General features: G+C 64.3%; 13 protein-coding genes. 5 read left to right on the top strand and 8 right to left on the bottom strand.

Annotation, left to right across the window (positions count from 1 at the left end):
• Positions 1-332 precede the first annotated feature (332 nt).
• The 5 genes from CHB96_RS17780 to rpsF form a co-directional block, all read right to left on the bottom strand.
• Positions 333-2,582 (bottom strand): SulP family inorganic anion transporter, encoded by a 2,250-nt coding sequence (locus CHB96_RS17780; protein ID WP_089248615.1) that lies wholly within the window; start codon positions 2,580-2,582, stop codon positions 333-335.
• A 243-nt stretch (positions 2,583-2,825) separates the two neighbouring features.
• A complete protein-coding gene (gene rplI / locus CHB96_RS17775) occupies positions 2,826-3,281 on the bottom strand; it encodes a 50S ribosomal protein L9 (protein WP_089248613.1) in 456 nt (151 codons plus the stop codon).
• Positions 3,282-3,298: 17 nt separating this feature from the next.
• Positions 3,299-3,541 (bottom strand): 30S ribosomal protein S18, encoded by a 243-nt coding sequence (gene rpsR, locus CHB96_RS17770; RefSeq protein ID WP_019665161.1) that lies wholly within the window; start codon positions 3,539-3,541, stop codon positions 3,299-3,301.
• Between the two features lie 45 nt (positions 3,542-3,586).
• On the bottom strand, positions 3,587-4,132 hold the full coding sequence (locus CHB96_RS17765; protein WP_089248611.1) for a single-stranded DNA-binding protein: 546 nt from the start codon (positions 4,130-4,132) through the stop codon (positions 3,587-3,589).
• A 59-nt stretch (positions 4,133-4,191) separates the two neighbouring features.
• Positions 4,192-4,479: a 30S ribosomal protein S6 gene (rpsF, locus tag CHB96_RS17760; RefSeq protein ID WP_072805032.1), complete on the bottom strand. Its 288-nt coding sequence runs from the start codon at positions 4,477-4,479 to the stop codon at positions 4,192-4,194.
• A gap of 162 nt (positions 4,480-4,641) precedes the next feature.
• On the opposite strand from rpsF, the gene CHB96_RS17755 reads away from it, so the two are divergent.
• The 3 genes from CHB96_RS17755 to CHB96_RS17745 all read left to right on the top strand — a co-directional run bounded on the left by CHB96_RS17755 (position 4,642) and on the right by CHB96_RS17745 (position 7,322).
• The gene (locus CHB96_RS17755) at positions 4,642-6,006 is read left to right on the top strand and encodes a glycosyltransferase family protein (protein ID WP_176444351.1); all 1,365 of its coding nucleotides are present in this window, start codon (positions 4,642-4,644) and stop codon (positions 6,004-6,006) included.
• A 94-nt stretch (positions 6,007-6,100) separates the two neighbouring features.
• Positions 6,101-6,796, top strand: a complete 696-nt coding sequence (locus CHB96_RS17750; protein WP_089248775.1) for a response regulator transcription factor — start codon at positions 6,101-6,103, stop codon at positions 6,794-6,796.
• Positions 6,797-6,950: 154 nt separating this feature from the next.
• Positions 6,951-7,322 (top strand): response regulator transcription factor, encoded by a 372-nt coding sequence (locus CHB96_RS17745; protein WP_089248607.1) that lies wholly within the window; start codon positions 6,951-6,953, stop codon positions 7,320-7,322.
• A 4-nt stretch (positions 7,323-7,326) separates the two neighbouring features.
• On the opposite strand, the gene CHB96_RS17740 is transcribed toward CHB96_RS17745, so the two are convergent.
• The gene (locus CHB96_RS17740) at positions 7,327-11,067 is read right to left on the bottom strand and encodes an nSTAND1 domain-containing NTPase (RefSeq protein WP_089248605.1); all 3,741 of its coding nucleotides are present in this window, start codon (positions 11,065-11,067) and stop codon (positions 7,327-7,329) included.
• Between the two features lie 191 nt (positions 11,068-11,258).
• On the opposite strand from CHB96_RS17740, the gene CHB96_RS17735 reads away from it, so the two are divergent.
• Positions 11,259-11,549, top strand: a complete 291-nt coding sequence (locus CHB96_RS17735; RefSeq protein ID WP_342746274.1) for a helix-turn-helix transcriptional regulator — start codon at positions 11,259-11,261, stop codon at positions 11,547-11,549.
• 78 nt (positions 11,550-11,627) lie between these two features.
• On the opposite strand, the gene CHB96_RS17730 is transcribed toward CHB96_RS17735, so the two are convergent.
• Both CHB96_RS17730 and CHB96_RS17725 read right to left on the bottom strand, forming a co-directional pair.
• Positions 11,628-12,725, bottom strand: a complete 1,098-nt coding sequence (locus CHB96_RS17730; protein WP_089248603.1) for a DUF475 domain-containing protein — start codon at positions 12,723-12,725, stop codon at positions 11,628-11,630.
• A gap of 107 nt (positions 12,726-12,832) precedes the next feature.
• Entirely contained in the window at positions 12,833-13,408 is a 576-nt protein-coding gene (locus CHB96_RS17725; RefSeq protein ID WP_089248601.1) for a TerD family protein, read from the bottom strand.
• Positions 13,409-13,641: 233 nt separating this feature from the next.
• Between CHB96_RS17725 and CHB96_RS17720 the strand changes: the two genes are divergently transcribed.
• The gene (locus CHB96_RS17720) at positions 13,642-14,745 is read left to right on the top strand and encodes a hypothetical protein (protein ID WP_089248599.1); all 1,104 of its coding nucleotides are present in this window, start codon (positions 13,642-13,644) and stop codon (positions 14,743-14,745) included.
• The last annotated feature ends 23 nt before the right edge of the window (positions 14,746-14,768 follow it).

Here is a 14,768-nt window from a genome sequence, read left to right as displayed (position 1 = left end):
TTGTGTATGGATTACAGTGCGGCGTGTCGTCGAAGTTTGACAACTCGGGCGTGTTGAGTAAATGGCAAGTGAACGGAAGAGTGAATTCGGTCACAGTGTCTGGTAACACTCACAAAATCGGGCATAGGCCCCGAATTTGCTACCCGAGAGTAGATACAGACCAGTCGGTCCCCGGTTTTGCAGACGTTTCGTCACAAGTTTCGAGGGCCCGCGTCCTTACCGAATTGCGCACCTTTCAGCACACGCACACGTTGCAACCTGCGCGCCCATTCGCCTGGATACGCCGAAACCCGCGCCACGGACGGATCCACGACGCGGGTTTCGATCGAGCTCTAGACCGTCGAACCGTCCAGAACGGTGATGTCTCTCGTGCCGATCTGGAGGACCCTGGCCGACGGGATGTCGAAGAACAGGCCGGTGACTCGCAGTCTGCCCTCCGCGGAGGCGCGTCCGACCACACGGTGCCGGGTCAGGGTCTGCAGCTGCATCGCGACGTTGACCATGGCCAGTTGGTCGCCCTCGGCGAATCCGAGCTCCTCGGCAGCACGGCCGACCGGATGGCCGCTTCGGTAGGCCTCCAGGCTTGCCAGACCGTGCTCCAGCCATTCGCTGACCCGCTCGTCCCCTGCCTTCTCCGGACCCGCAATGACGGCCTTCATGGCGCCGCAGCCGGAATGTCCACAGACGACCACCGAGCTGGTGCCGAGAACGTCGACGCCGTACGCCAACGCCGCCTCGACGGACGTGTCCTGGCCCTGCGCGGGAATCATGTTGCCCATGTTCCGGACCGTGAACAGGTCACCTGGCCCGCTGCTGGTGATCGTGTTCGGCATGACCCTCGAGTCCACGCAGCACAGGAAGAACGTGTCCGGATCCTGGAACTCCTCCAGCCCTGCCAGATGCGGCTTGATCGCTTCGGCGTGTGTCCGGTGATATTCGGCGACACCGGACAGCACCGGACGCAACGCAGGCGGATTGTCGTCGGACGCCGCGTCGTCCTTGAGCTGCCAGGCAGACCACGGCGCCAGCGACCCGCGCACTGCCGCCAGTCCACGCTTCGGCGGACCTTCCGCCGCAGCGGCCATCGATGCCGACCCGTTCTCCTCCATGTACACCGTTCCACCGCCGAGTTCGTGCTGGCGTATCCACTCGTGCAGCTGTTCGTGCACAGCGTGATCCAGGAAGTCGACGGCCAACTCCATGTGCACCTTGGTGCCACTGGGCACCGAGGACAGCACGTGCGTCAAGCGCGGCAGCGACAGGAAGCTCAACGAACCCTGCATGTGCACGCGCCACGTTCCGTCGACCGTCTCGTCGGCATGCACGTGCGCCCAGACGACGCGTCGCAGAACCAGGAAGATCGCGAGCGCGAGCCCGATCAGAACACCTTCGAGAAGATTGAGTGCCACCACACCGATCACGGTGACGGCGTAGACGGCGATGTCACCGGTCTTGCGCGCAATCTTGATGTCCGCCAATTTGATCAGCTGTACACCGATCATCACGAGGAGGCCGGCGAGCGCCGCGAACGGCACCAGTTCGACGACCGAGATGAACAGGACCGAGAAGATCAGGATCCAGACACCGTGGAGAATTGCCGACGCGCGAGTCTTGGCTCCTGCCTTGACATTACTTGCGCTGCGTACGATGACGCCGGTAATGGGTAGGCCACCCGCGACACCGGACACCATGTTCGCCGTGCCCTGCCCGAGCAGTTCGCGGTCGAAGTTGGTACGCGGCCCGGTGTGCATCTTGTCGATGGCGACTGCCGACAGCAGGCTCTCCACACTGGCGATCAATGCGATCGTGATGACGCCCGTCGCGATTCCGGCCCACTGGCCATCGGGAATCCCAGGAAGCGCCAGGGCCTCGATCAGGTTGCCAGGCAGGTCGATTCGCTCGACATCGAGGTCCATGAACACCGAGATGGCCGTTGCCGTCACCACGGCGACGAGTGCAGCGGGAACCTTGGACGCGCCCCCTGGAAGCCTCGGCCAGATGAGCATCAGTGCGACGACGACGCCGCCGACGAGGATCGACGGCCACTGTCCGGCTGCGACCGATGTAGGGATGGCGAGCAGGTTCTCGACGGCGGAACTCTCGGATTCGCCGCCGAGCAGAACGTGAATCTGTTGCAGCGCAATGGTTACGCCGATACCCGCGAGCATCGCATGCACGACGACCGGCGAAATAGCGAGCGCATGGCGAGCAATTCTACTGAGCCCCAACACTATCTGCACTGCGCCGGCGCCTACGGTGATGAGACACGTTACTGCCCAACCGAATTGATTGACGAGCTCGGCGACCACCACCGTGAGGCCGGCAGCAGGACCACTGACCTGGAGGGCCGATCCACCGAGCGCGCCGGCAAGAATGCCACCGACCACCGCAGCGATGAGTCCGGCCATGATGGGCGCTCCCGACGCGACGGCGATGCCGATCGAAAGCGGTACTGCCACAAGGAAAACGACCAACGACGCGGGTACGTCGTATCTGAGTATTCCCCCGATCCGAGACTGCTGCTCGGGATCCTTCTTCGATGATTCGGCGTCAGCCGAATCCTTTTCCACTGTCGCTGTCACGGCAGGTCCTCCGGGCGTCTAGACGTCTGTCGGTCATGTGCGTGTCGTTGTCGTGTTGTCTCTGTGCATGTGTCGCCCCTCGTTAAAGGGTACGCAAATAGACCTCGAGGTGCCGCTCATGAGACCTGCTTCACAATTGGAATCGATTGCAGCCCTTGACAGTTTGTGACATGGCACGAAAAAAGCCCCACGAAACAATGTTTCGTGGGGCTTTCTTCAGCCGTTGTGGGCCAGAAGCCGAAATCAGCTTCCGACAACCTCCAGCTTGAACTTGGCAGCCACATCGGGGTGCAGGTTCACGACGACGTCGTGCTTGCCCGTTGCCTTGATGTGAGCCTTCGGCAGATCGATGCTGCGCTTGTCGACGACGGGTCCACCGGCTGCCTTGAGGGCAGAGGCGACGTCCGACGCGGTGACGGAGCCGAACAGCTTGCCGGAATCGCCTGCGGTCTTGACCGACAGCGACACGGACTCGAGTCCTTCGATGGCCTGCTTCAGCTCGTTGGCGTGCTCGAGGCCGCGGACGGCACGAGCTTCCTGAGCGCGGCGGATGCCTTCGACCTGCTTCTGAGCTCCACGGGTGGCCTGGATGGCCAGTCCGCGGGGCAGCAGGAAGTTACGGCCGTAGCCGTCCTTGACCTCCACGGTGTCGCCGGGCGCACCGAGGTTGTCCACATCAGCGGTGAGGATCAGCTTCATGAGTGATCGCTCCTTTCTTATCGAGCCGTCGCGGCGTAAGGGAGCAGAGCTACCTCACGCGAGTTCTTCACGGCAACGGCCACGTCACGCTGATGCTGGACGCAGTTGCCGGTGACTCGACGCGCGCGGATCTTGCCGCGGTCGCTGACGTACTTACGCAGCAGCGTCGTGTCCTTGTAATCGATCTGCGTGTTCTTTTCCTTGCAGAAGGAACACGCCTTCTTCTTGAGCACCTTGTCGCGCAATGGCGGTTTCGGCATGGGTCTTTCTCCGTTACGTCTGGTTGTTCGGCGATCGCGAAGGATCTAGAACGGAGGCTCGTCGTCCCCGCCGCGAGATCCGCCGCCGAAGGAGCCCGACGCCTGCGGGGCACTGCCCCACGGGTCGTCTCCACCGGAATTGGATCCCGAGTTCGAGTTCGAGCGGCCACCGCTCGATCCGCCTGAGGAACCACCGAAGTTGCCTCCGCCTCCACCGCCGCCGCCGCGATTGGCCTTGTTGACCTTGGCGGTGGCGTAGCGCAGGGAGGGCCCGATTTCGTCGACTTCGAGTTCGACGACAGTCCGCTTCTCGCCTTCACGCGTTTCGTACGAACGCTGCCTGAGCCTGCCGCTCACGATCACTCGCGAGCCGCGGGTCAAGCTCTCGGCCACGTTCTCCGCAGCTTCACGCCAGATGTTGCAGCGCATGAAGAGTGCGTCTCCGTCTTTCCATTCGTTGGACTGACGGTCGAACGTGCGCGGAGTGGACGCAACGGTGAAGTTGGCCACGGCCGCACCGGCCGGGGTGAAGCGAAGTTCTGGATCTGCCGTCAAATTGCCGATGACGGTGATGACGGTCTCGCCTGCCATGGTTCCTCTTTCAGTAGAAAGTCGTTTGTTGATGCCAGCCTAGAGGCGAGCAACGACAATCACTTGCCCTGTCGCAGGACCTTCGTGCGCAGCACCGACTCGTTGAGTCCGAGCTGACGATCGAGTTCGCTGACAGTGGCAGGCTCGGCGTTGATGTTCACAACGGCGTAGATGCCCTCGGCATGCTTGGCGATCTCGTAGGCCAGACGACGCTTGCCCCAGACATCGACCTTGTCGACGCTGCCGCCGTCCTTGCGAACGACGTTGAGGAACGTATCCAGCGACGGAGCGACAGTGCGCTCGTCCAGACTGGGGTCCAGGATGACCATCAATTCGTAATGACGCATAAGACCTCATCACCTCCTGTGGACTAGTGAAAACGGCCACGGACTATCCGTGGCAGGAGGGTCGTTGCGTCAGCAACCCTTGGAGGGTACACGAGCAGCCCCTGACCTGCGAAATCAGATGACGGTACCGATCCGGGGCCATCGGCGACATAGGCTTGCTTCATGCGATCAGGGGCGCGGACCTCACCGGCGACGATGATCGCCGTGGTGACGCTGTGTGCGTTCACGCTGATTCTCGGATATCTGAACAAGGCGCGCTGCGCGTTGGCACCGTTCGACGAGAACGGCCGCAGTACCGCGTTCGACGCGATCAAGGACAGCTCGGTCTGCTACTCCGACATCCAGTTCCTGTGGCTCGGTCGCGACATAAACAACCATGTGTTTCCGTACGTCGACGGTGCGATCACCTCGAACGGAGTCCTGACGGGCGGAACCGTCGAATACCCGGTCCTCAGTGGTGTTCTGATGTGGCTCGGTGCGATTCCGTCGCACACCGACGGGGAGTTCCTGCTGTACTCGGCATTGTTGCTGGCACCGTTCGGCCTACTGACGGCATGGATGCTCGGACGCCTCGCCGGACGGGCCGCATTCCTGTGGTCTGCAGGTCCGCCTCTCGTCATGTACGCGTTCCACAACTGGGAGTTGCCCGTCGTCGCGGCGGCTGTCGGAGCGGTGTTCGTGATGGCGTCGCGCCTGCCGCTGCGGACACGAGCAGTGCTGGCGTCGGTCCTACTCGCGGTCGGGTTCTGCCTCAAGCTCTACCCAGGGGCGTTCGTGCTGCCGCTCGCCGCGTACGTCGTGTACGAGGGCGGCCGTGGTCGATGGGACTTCCGAGGCGGTCTGGCCGTTCTGGGTGCTGCCGCTGCGACGGTCGTCGCGATCAACCTCCCGTTCGCCCTGGGTGGCTACGAAGGGTGGCGGGCGTCGTTCGCCTTCCAGAGCCTGCGGCAGGCGGACATCACGACCAATTCGATCTGGTACTGGGGTGTACGACACTTCTACGTCACCGATTCGATGACGGCCGAGGACTACGAGCGCGCCGAAGCGAATTTCCAGAACACCATCGACGTGTTGTCGCCGCTGCTGGTGTTCGCTGCATTTGCACTCGCACTGGTCCTGGGGCTGCGCAGAGCCCGGGTCGACGCCGTCTACCCGTGGGTTGCGGTCAGCGGGTCCATGCTGTGCGGCTTCCTTCTGTTCCACAAGGTGCACTCACCCCAGTACACGCTGTGGCTGATTCCGTTCTTCGTGCTGCTGCGGGTGCCGTGGGGACTCGTCGTCGCGTACCTCGTCGCAGACCTGTCGATGGGAATCGGCGTCTTCAAGTACTTCGCTGCGCTCGCTGCCGGCGAAGACTTCTCGACCGAGCAGTTCTTCGTCGAGGTCGGGGTCTGGGGCCGGGCTGTTCTGCTCGTCGTCCTGTTCTTCGTGTTCGCGCGTGCCCGTCTGAGATTCGACGGCCTCACGGCCGATCCTCCGTCGCCGGCTCCCGAGATTCGGACAACTCGGGCGTCGGCGACGTCCTGACCCTTTTCTCGGCGGCCCGTAACGAACCGATCGGATCCGCCGACTAGTCGATCGGGCGGATCGATCGTGCCCATCGGTGGAACAGGGGCAGAACATGACTCAGGGCACAGAGGAATCGGTGGCGTCGGACATCGGGGTGACGCTACGCAGGATCGGACTCGTCGAGGATCACGAATCCGTCGCGATGGGTCTTCGCGCGATCCTCGCCGACGAGTCCGATCTGGATCTCGTGGCAGTCGCAACGACGGTCGACGAACTTCTCGCCCAGACCGGCACGCTCGACCTCGTGGTTCTCGACCTGCGGCTCGGTGACGGTTCGTCGCCTCGCGCGAACGTCGAGAAGCTGCACTCCTGCGGCTTGCAGGTGCTCGTCTACACCAGCGCAGAGAACCCCTTCCTCGTACGTTCCGCGGCTCGCGCAGGCGTCCTCGGCGTCGTCCGAAAATCCGAACCAGCAGCGGCGATCGTGTCGGCGATTCGTCGTGCAGCAGGCGGCGGTCAGGTCGTCACCACCGATTGGGCGGCAGCCATCGACGGCGATCCACAGCTGCCCGACGTCGGACTCAGTCCTCGCCAGCGCGAGATTCTCGCGCTGTATGCGTCGGGAGAGAAGGCCGGTCGCGTCGCCCGGCTTGCCGGCTTGTCCGAGCAGACGGTCAACGACTATCTGGTCCGCATCCGCAACAAGTACGCAGAGGCCGGACGGCCGGCGCCCACGAAGACCGATCTGTACAAGCGTGCTGTCGAAGACGGCTGGTTGCCCATGCCGGAAGTGCATCCACAGAACTGACCGACACCGGCGCGAGGGGCTCGACGGAGGCGCGCCGGTGAGGTTGTCGTTTCAATGCCCCTATTTTTCAGGGCAGACAGCCTGAGCGTTACCTGTGAAGATCTTGTCAGAGTGGTTGTGGTCTGCCACAACCGAAGGAACCCGGGGAGAACTCATGTCAACTAGCTTCGAAGCCGCAGCTGTCCGTGCGACTCGCACGGTCGGCCCAGTCGTCGATCTGTCGACGCGGCGCACCATGAGCTTGGTTCCACCGCCCGTGCAGCTGCCGCCTGCAACCCCGCCCACCGGCCCGTTTCTCACCAAGCCCGTGCTGACCGACCGCGAGATTCAGGTGCTGACAGGCTGGATCCGCTGCGATTCGAAGACCGCAGTCGCGAAGTCGCTGTTCCTGTCGCTCGGAACCATCAACACACACCTGACCCGCATCCGCGCGAAGTACGCGGCGGTCGGCAGGCCCGCGTCGACGAAGGCGTCCCTCGTCGCCCGCGCACTGCAGGACGGCCTCGTCGACATCGCAGATCTCTGAGCCGTCAGCACAACTCTCGGTAGGTCGTTCCTGGCAGGTATTGCTCCCATTCGTCGGGCGTGATCGACAGCCCACCTGCCTCGCAGATTCGGGACCGAACCTCATCCGGATCCGTTCGCCACACGCGGAGGTCCTGGGCCGGTCCGCCACCGACGATCGCGTCGCCGCGTGCGGTGAAGACGGCGTCGTTGACCCTGGTTCCGTAGGCGGTGAGCGTCGCGTACGTGTGCGGATTCCACGGGTCGGAGATATCCCAGATCCACATCGACCGGCCGCCGACACCTGCGACGATGCGGGTACCACTCGGGTCGAACGCCAGCGAGTACACCGCGTCGCGCGGGCCGTCGATGCGAGCGATGTGCTGTGGCGTCTCTAGATCGTCGACGTTCCACAGGCGCACCGATCCGTCGGCGCTGCCCGCCGCGAGCATCCGGCCGTCGGGACTGAACGCGACAGTCGACGCGTCGTCCTCGAAGCCTGCGAGGGTCGTCGTCGAGCGCGGCGCTTCCGGCGACGTGACGTCCCACAGTTCCACCACGTCACCCAGCGTCGGAACCGCCAGCACCTGTCCGTCGGGACTGAATGCCATCACCTGCGGATTGTTCCCCACCTCGAACGTCGCCAGCTGGACCGGCCGAGCCGGCTCACGCACGTCCCACAGCGCGATGTCGGTCGAGTTCTGCGGTGACACCGCGAGCAGATCCCCGGACCGCGTGAACGCCAGGGCACCGACGAGGGTTCGTACGGCCGGGTAGGCGCCGCCGATCGGGATCGGGTCGAGTGTGCTCTCGACGTTCCACAACTGAAATGCTCCCGACGCGGTTCCGCCCGCGACCAGAGTCCCGTCCCACGACATCGCGGCGGCACCCGTCAGCGGGTCGTCGGGTGTGGCGGCCGTCAGGTTGCGCGACGCGGAGACCGGCCGGTCGGGATCTGTGACGTCCCACAAACGCAGCCCGTCGCCGCGGGCGCCGACGCCCGCCACCAGCCGCGTGCCGTCGCCGTCGATCGGGTTGATGTAGACCGTGTCCGTCTGACCGCTCATCACCGGCCCGGGCAGAGGCCACAGCCGAGTGATCCCGTCCTGCCCGGTGGTGATCAACACGGAGTCGTCGGGGCTGTACGCGACCGACAGAGCCACGCTCGAGCCCGGGAGCACCTCGTGGAGATCGCCGGTGTTCGCGTCCCAGGTTCGGATGGAGTTGTCCGAACTGACCGCGGCCAGTTCCGAGCCGTCGGAGCTGAACGCGACGTCGTTGACGTAACTCGTGAACCCGTCCAGCGCGGGAAGTTCCGTCAGGCCACCGCGCGGGTCGACGGCCCACCGAGCCACGTTTCGAGCGGTCGTCCCCGCAGCGAGCGAACGACCGTCCGGAGAGAAAGTCAAGGACAGAAAGTCGTTGGTGGAACCGTCGGACGAGATGTCGACGACCGGCACGTCGAGATCGACGGTGTTCCAGACACGCATCGATCTCCCGACTCCCGCCGTCGCGAACACCGACCCGTCCGGGCTGAAGGCAACGGCATTCACCGCACCGGCAGTGTCGAGTTCCGCGACGAGCCGCGGTGCACTCGTGCTCGCCACATCCCACAGCGAAACAGCGCCCTCCGGCGACACCAGCGCGAGGGTACGGCCGTCGGCGCCGAATGCCACTGTCTTCGACGTCTCGACGTTCCCGACCGTCGACAGCTCGACGGGTGAATCGGGATCGCCGACGTCCCACAGACTCGTACCCGCGGCACCTCCGACGGCAACGACCGGCGCCGACGGAGCGAACGCGAGGGCAACCGTCGACCCGGGCCCTGCCAGATCGATACCTCCTCGCGCCTGGGCCGAAGAGCCGGACATGGACCACAGCCGCACGACGCCGTCGGAACCTGCCGTCGCCAGTGTGCTTCCGGTCGAGTCGATTCGGGCTCGGGTTTCCCCCGAGACACCGGGCAGGCGTACCGGCGCATGGATCGCCGACGCGTCGAGCAGTGCGGATCGTGCTGCAGTGGTCGGATTCATGTCGTATGCGGCCAGTGCGAGATGCACGGACAGGCCGGGGTCGAGTTCTCGCAACCTCTCGGCGGTTCCGGCAACCTGCCCTGCGAGTGCAGCTTCGGCGTCGGCGCGCCTCGAGTCTGCGTCGGCTCGCGCGAAGAACGCAACGCCCGCGAACGTGACCGCGACGATCGTGACGACGGTCAGAGCGGCCGTGAGTCCTTCCATCACTCGTCGACGTCGGCGACGCCGATCTCGGAAGTGGTGTACTCGGTCACGGCTGGCATCGAGGAAATCACGTTCGACGGCATTGAGATCCTCGTGCCGATCACCCTCGGCCATCGACTCCTGCACTGCCTCGAGTCGGGTCCGCGGGAGGACCGCACTGTTCTCACGACCCGTCTCGTCCCACAACACCGCAGCATCGGTGAGTCGGCGGTGCGTCACGAGCCATTGACGGTCGTCGGCGATCCACAAGCGCAGGCGGTCCCATGCCGTCAGCAGCACTTCATGAGTGACCGACACCGATTCTTCCTCGACCGTCAGCAACCTGCTTGCAGTGAACGCCTCGATCACGGACTCGACATCGGCATCGACGCCGTCACCACGAAACAGCTCGACTCGAGCCACACGCCTGCGCGTCAGGACGTCGTCGTCGACGTTGACAAGCCGTACGAAGATCCGCCGGGCTTGGTCGTGCTGGGCCGTCGTCAGCGACGCGAAGACCGTCTCCGCGCTCTGCTGCACCGCACCTGCGAGCCCACCCGTCGCGTGATAGTCGTCGACCGTCAACGTGGTTCCCTTGGCGAGCTGCCACGTCGAGAGCAGTGCATGGGACAGCATCGGAAGCGCACCCTGATCGTGGGCGAACGTCGATCCCCGCGGTTCGAAATCCTTGATCAATGCCCGAAGCAGCGCGTCGTCGACGGTCATTCCCGCTTTACGCGCCGGCTCGACGATGACGTCGGACACCTGCTTCGGACCGAGCCGACCCACTATGACGGGGTTGTCGACGAGGCCACGCATCAGGACGTCCTCGGCGACGGCATTCTGATAGAAGTCCGCGCGCAGACCGAACACGACGACCACGTCGGAACCGTCGAGCACTCGCTCGATCGACGTGAGGAATGCTGTCCGCTCGTCGTCCGACGCAAGCGTCCACAGTTCTTCGATCTGGTCGAAGACCAGAACCGGATCGCACTGCTCGCTCTCCGCGAAGCCGTGCACGTCGGCGAGTCCGGAACGCACCGTCACCTCGGCTCGCCTGCCGGCGAGACCCGCGCGCAGAACCGAGGACTTGCCCGATCCCGACGCCCCGAGCACGACGACGACGCCACCGCCCGCCGCGGCCAGGGCATCCACCCGCTCGACGAGCGCATCGGTCACCTCACCGCGGCCGAAGAACCAGTCGCGGTCCGCCGCGTCGAACGATTCCAGACCCTTGTACGGCGCCGGGCCTCTGCGGGATTGCTTGCGCCCCGGTGACGACCGAACCCGCCCGACGGCTTCCCACCACTGCTGCCGTTCCGCCTTGCTGTCGACTCCGCAAACCGAGAGGACGCGGTCGAACATGTCCGCGCTTGCCTTCACCGGCACGTGATGACCGGAGAACCATCCGCTGACGGTCCCGTGAAGGCCTCCGGACCGCTCGACGAGTTCCCGATAGGTGACCCCGGAACTCTCTCTGAGCGCTCGCAACCCTGCCGCGAGATCGGCTCGGGAGGTGATCTCGGAAGGTTCCGGACGGTCGGTATTCATGGAGGAACTATAGGGCAGGAGTCGATTCGCAGCAGGTCAGGGGGATATCGGGCGTATTGACCTTGTACGGACCCAACAGTCGAAGTGGCACATCACCCGATAAAACGGGCAAAATCAGACCAGGCGGTCGGACGCTCGACGGCGCGGGGATGGACTCCGCGTCACACGATCGGAGGAGGAGAGACGAACCAGTGATCCCACCACGTCCGCCGAATTCACCTCGAGACGACGACTCGCCGCAGGGTCACCTGTACCGCAAGCCGCCGCTCAGCGCCCGCGAAGTCGAAGTCATGATCGCGTGGTTCGCGTCGGATTCGAAAACTCAGGCCGCGAAATCGGTACACATCTCCGTCGGCACCATCAACACGCATCTGACGCGCATCCGGCAGAAGTATTCGTCGGTCGGACGACCTGCACCGACGAAGGCCGCCCTGTTCGCGCGTGCGCTACAGGACGGCCTGACGAAACTCGATGATTGGTGACGCCCTCGCCGAGCGAATGTCACCCTCGGTCACCTCGAGTGTCCGAATCGCCACATTCGCTCCCGGAGGGGGCGTGCGTCAGACGTGGGTGTGCGTGTCCACACCCTTCGATTCGAGCTTGCGGTTCCGCATGATCGAACTGATGAACGCCGCTCCGATGAAGAACACGCCGACGAGGCCGGTGATGATCTCGTTGATGTGCACGCCGATCGAGACGAGCAGGATGACTGCCAGGGCGCCGATGGCCCAGTGTGCGCCGTGCTCGAGGTACACGTAGTCCGACAGCGTGCCCTTGCGGACGAGGTAGACGGTGATCGAGCGAACGAACATCGCGCCGATGAAGCCGAGGCCGAGGGCGATGATGATCGGGTCCGCGGTGATCGCGAACGCGCCGATGACGCCGTCGAACGAGAACGACGCGTCGAGCACCTCGAGGTAGAGGAACAGGAAGAAGCCGGCTTTGCCGGTGGCCTTGGCCAGGTTCGACGGTCCGCCGGTCGGCTCTTCGCCTTCTTCGTCGACGTGGAACAACTCACCGAGACCGTTGACGGCGATGTAGGTGATCATGCCGAGCACGCCGGACACCATCACGGTGGAAATCTTGTCGTCTGCGGCGAGGAACTCGGCGCTCAGCACGAGCAGCAGACCTGCGACGACGACGGAAAGCTGGTCCAGGCGTCCGATGCGTGCGAGCGGCTTCTCGAGCCAGCTCAACCATGTGATGTCGCGGTCCTCGAAGATGAAGTTCAGGAACAGCATCAGCAGGAACATGCCGCCGAACGCCGCGATCTGCGGGTGGGCATCCGTCAGCAGCGTCTCGTAGCTGGGCGACCCGTCCGGGAAATAGGCGGCGTCGTCGGCAGGCGGGTTGAGAGCCAGATCCAGTGCGGCGACCGGGCCCTTGCCCGACGCAGCCCAGACGATGACGAGCGGGAACAGCAATCGCATGCCGAACACGGCGATGACGATGCCGATGGTCAAGAAGATCTTCTGCCAGAACTCGCTCATGCGGCGCAGGACGGTGGCGTTGATGACGGCGTTGTCGAACGACAGCGACACCTCGAGCACACCGAGGATTGCGACCAGGAACAGTGCCTGCCATCCGCCGTAGAGGAAAGCCACAGCCATCGAGACGATGGTGACTCCGATGGACCAACCGAATATTCGCAGAACCACTATCGGTGGCCTTTCTCTCTTACCGGCGAAAACGTGATGAAACGGGAAAACCCCCGCCCATCATGAACGATGGAACGGGGGTATCCCCAATCTTGAGAACGCCTTTACTAGACGTTTACTCCGAAGTCGCGGGCGATGCCGGCGAGGCCGGAGGCGTAGCCCTGACCGACTGCGCGGAACTTCCACTCCGCACCGTTGCGGTACAGCTCACCGAAGACCATCGCGGTCTCGGTGGACGCGTCCTCACTGAGGTCGTAGCGCGCGAGCTCGGTGTTGTCCGCCTGGTTGACGACGCGAATGAACGCGTTGCGCACCTGACCGAACGACTGCGAGCGAGCATCCGCGTCGTAGATGGAGACGGGGAACGTGATCGAGTCGACGTTCGGCGGAACCGCAGCCAGATCGACCTTGATGGCCTCGTCGTCGCCCTCGCCCTCACCGGTGGTGTTGTCGCCGGTGTGCTCGATCGAGCCGTCGGGGGACTTGAGGTTGTTGAAGAACACGAAGTGCTGGTCGCTGAGCGCCTTCTTCTCCGTGCTCAGCGCGATGGCGCTGGCGTCGAGGTCGAAGTCCGTTCCGGTCGTCGTACGAATGTCCCAGCCGAGCCCGACCGTGACCGCAGTCAGGTTCGGTGCCGCCTTGGTGAGAGAGACATTGCCGCCCTTGCTGAGGCTGACGCCCATGGAGAAGTCCTTTCGATGTGGATTCCGCTACGGCTTTCACCGTAGTGGTGGTCTGTCCGATTCGTGTGAGTTCATCCGGTTGTACTCAGCCAACGCGCGCACCACATCGGGAAGTTCCCGTCAGTACTATCGGGCTCGTGACAAGTCGCTGGCCTGGGGCCTTTCGCCGTGGTGGGGGAGCCGAATCCGCCGCGCGCGCATCGCAGGACCAGGCCGTCGCCGCGTTTCTCGACATGGACAAGCGTCAGTCGATCGCGTCGACCGGTGTCGACGCGATCACTTCGCTGACGCCCGACCGCGACATCTCGGCCGCATGGTCCGACTCCGAGAAGAAGTGCTTCGCCGCCGGAGCGGCCTATCTCGCAGCGATGGAGCAGTTCGACGGGGTCGTCACACCTGCTGCTCAGGCTGCCTTCGACAACGCGACCCGCGCGCTCGGTGAGGCGAGCCGAGCCGTCGACTCGTTCTACGAGGCACACCGCACCGACCTCGAACAGGCTCGCGCGATGCTCGCTGCAACGCCGCGACTGGCTCAGGATGCGAAAGCTGTTGCGCAGAAGGCCCAGCTGGCCGTCGCCGACGCCGACGAGAAATTCATCGGTTATCCGTCCGTCAGGACGGCGTGGTCGGCGGTCGATGCGGCAGTCGGCGCTCTCGACGCGGCAACCGCGTCGAACAACCCGCTCGGCGCGCGGGCCGCCGCGAACGACGTGCGCGACGCGGCAACAGCATTGGAGGCCGCGATCGAGGCCGCCCCGGCGCGCGAGCGAGAGGCCCGCTCGGCACTGTCCTCGGTGCGCACGAGGATCGAAGCCGTGCGCACCCGATCCGCACGGCTCGCGCCTGCCTTCTCGACACTGCTTCGTGAGTTCAACGTAGCCAGCTCGGCCGACCTGTCGGGAAACGAGAAAGCCAGCGATCGACACATCGAGCAGGCCGCCGAGGACATGTCGGCAGCACGCGCCGCAGCGGACTCCGGCAACCCCGAACAGGCGCTGGAGTACATCACCCAGGCACGGGCGCATCTGAGCGACGCGGAAGAGCTCGTCGACGCGGTGACCGACCGCGTCGATCTGCTGCGGGCGGTGAAGTCCAACCCACGGGAGAAAGAACAAGCGGTGCGTTTCAAGTTACGAGACGCCCAACAATTGGCAGTGAACCGTGGCCTGGTTGCCGAGTGGGGATCGGTATTGGATGCTCAGCTGGCTCGAATCGAGCGTGCGAGCACAGCATTGACCGGTACACACCCGGACTACTGGTCGTACCTGCAGGACCTGGACAGCATTTCCGGCTTCATCGCCGGAGTCATCGACCGCATGCGGGCCTCGGCCCGCTGACACCTGGCTCGCTCATCAACTCG

The sequence above is a fragment of the Rhodococcoides kyotonense genome, from assembly GCF_900188125.1.
Lineage (GTDB): Bacteria > Actinomycetota > Actinomycetes > Mycobacteriales > Mycobacteriaceae > Rhodococcoides > Rhodococcoides kyotonense.
This window is presented reverse-complemented; position numbering and strand designations above follow the sequence as displayed.

What these genes read in the sequence shown, in the direction of transcription:
- rplI (WP_089248613.1), bottom strand. Translation starts at nt 3,281, where the DNA reads ATGAAGCTGATCCTCACCGCTGATGTGGACAACCTCGGTGCGCCCGGC.
- rpsR (WP_019665161.1), bottom strand. Translation starts at nt 3,541, where the DNA reads ATGCCGAAACCGCCATTGCGCGACAAGGTGCTCAAGAAGAAGGCGTGT.
- CHB96_RS17765 (WP_089248611.1), bottom strand. Translation starts at nt 4,132, where the DNA reads ATGGCAGGCGAGACCGTCATCACCGTCATCGGCAATTTGACGGCAGAT.
- rpsF (WP_072805032.1), bottom strand. Translation starts at nt 4,479, where the DNA reads ATGCGTCATTACGAATTGATGGTCATCCTGGACCCCAGTCTGGACGAG.
- CHB96_RS17755 (WP_176444351.1), top strand. Translation starts at nt 4,642, where the DNA reads ATGCGATCAGGGGCGCGGACCTCACCGGCGACGATGATCGCCGTGGTG.
- CHB96_RS17750 (WP_089248775.1), top strand. Translation starts at nt 6,101, where the DNA reads ATGACTCAGGGCACAGAGGAATCGGTGGCGTCGGACATCGGGGTGACG.
- CHB96_RS17745 (WP_089248607.1), top strand. Translation starts at nt 6,951, where the DNA reads ATGTCAACTAGCTTCGAAGCCGCAGCTGTCCGTGCGACTCGCACGGTC.
- CHB96_RS17740 (WP_089248605.1), bottom strand. Translation starts at nt 11,067, where the DNA reads ATGAATACCGACCGTCCGGAACCTTCCGAGATCACCTCCCGAGCCGAT.
- CHB96_RS17725 (WP_089248601.1), bottom strand. Translation starts at nt 13,408, where the DNA reads ATGGGCGTCAGCCTCAGCAAGGGCGGCAATGTCTCTCTCACCAAGGCG.
- CHB96_RS17720 (WP_089248599.1), top strand. Translation starts at nt 13,642, where the DNA reads ATGGACAAGCGTCAGTCGATCGCGTCGACCGGTGTCGACGCGATCACT.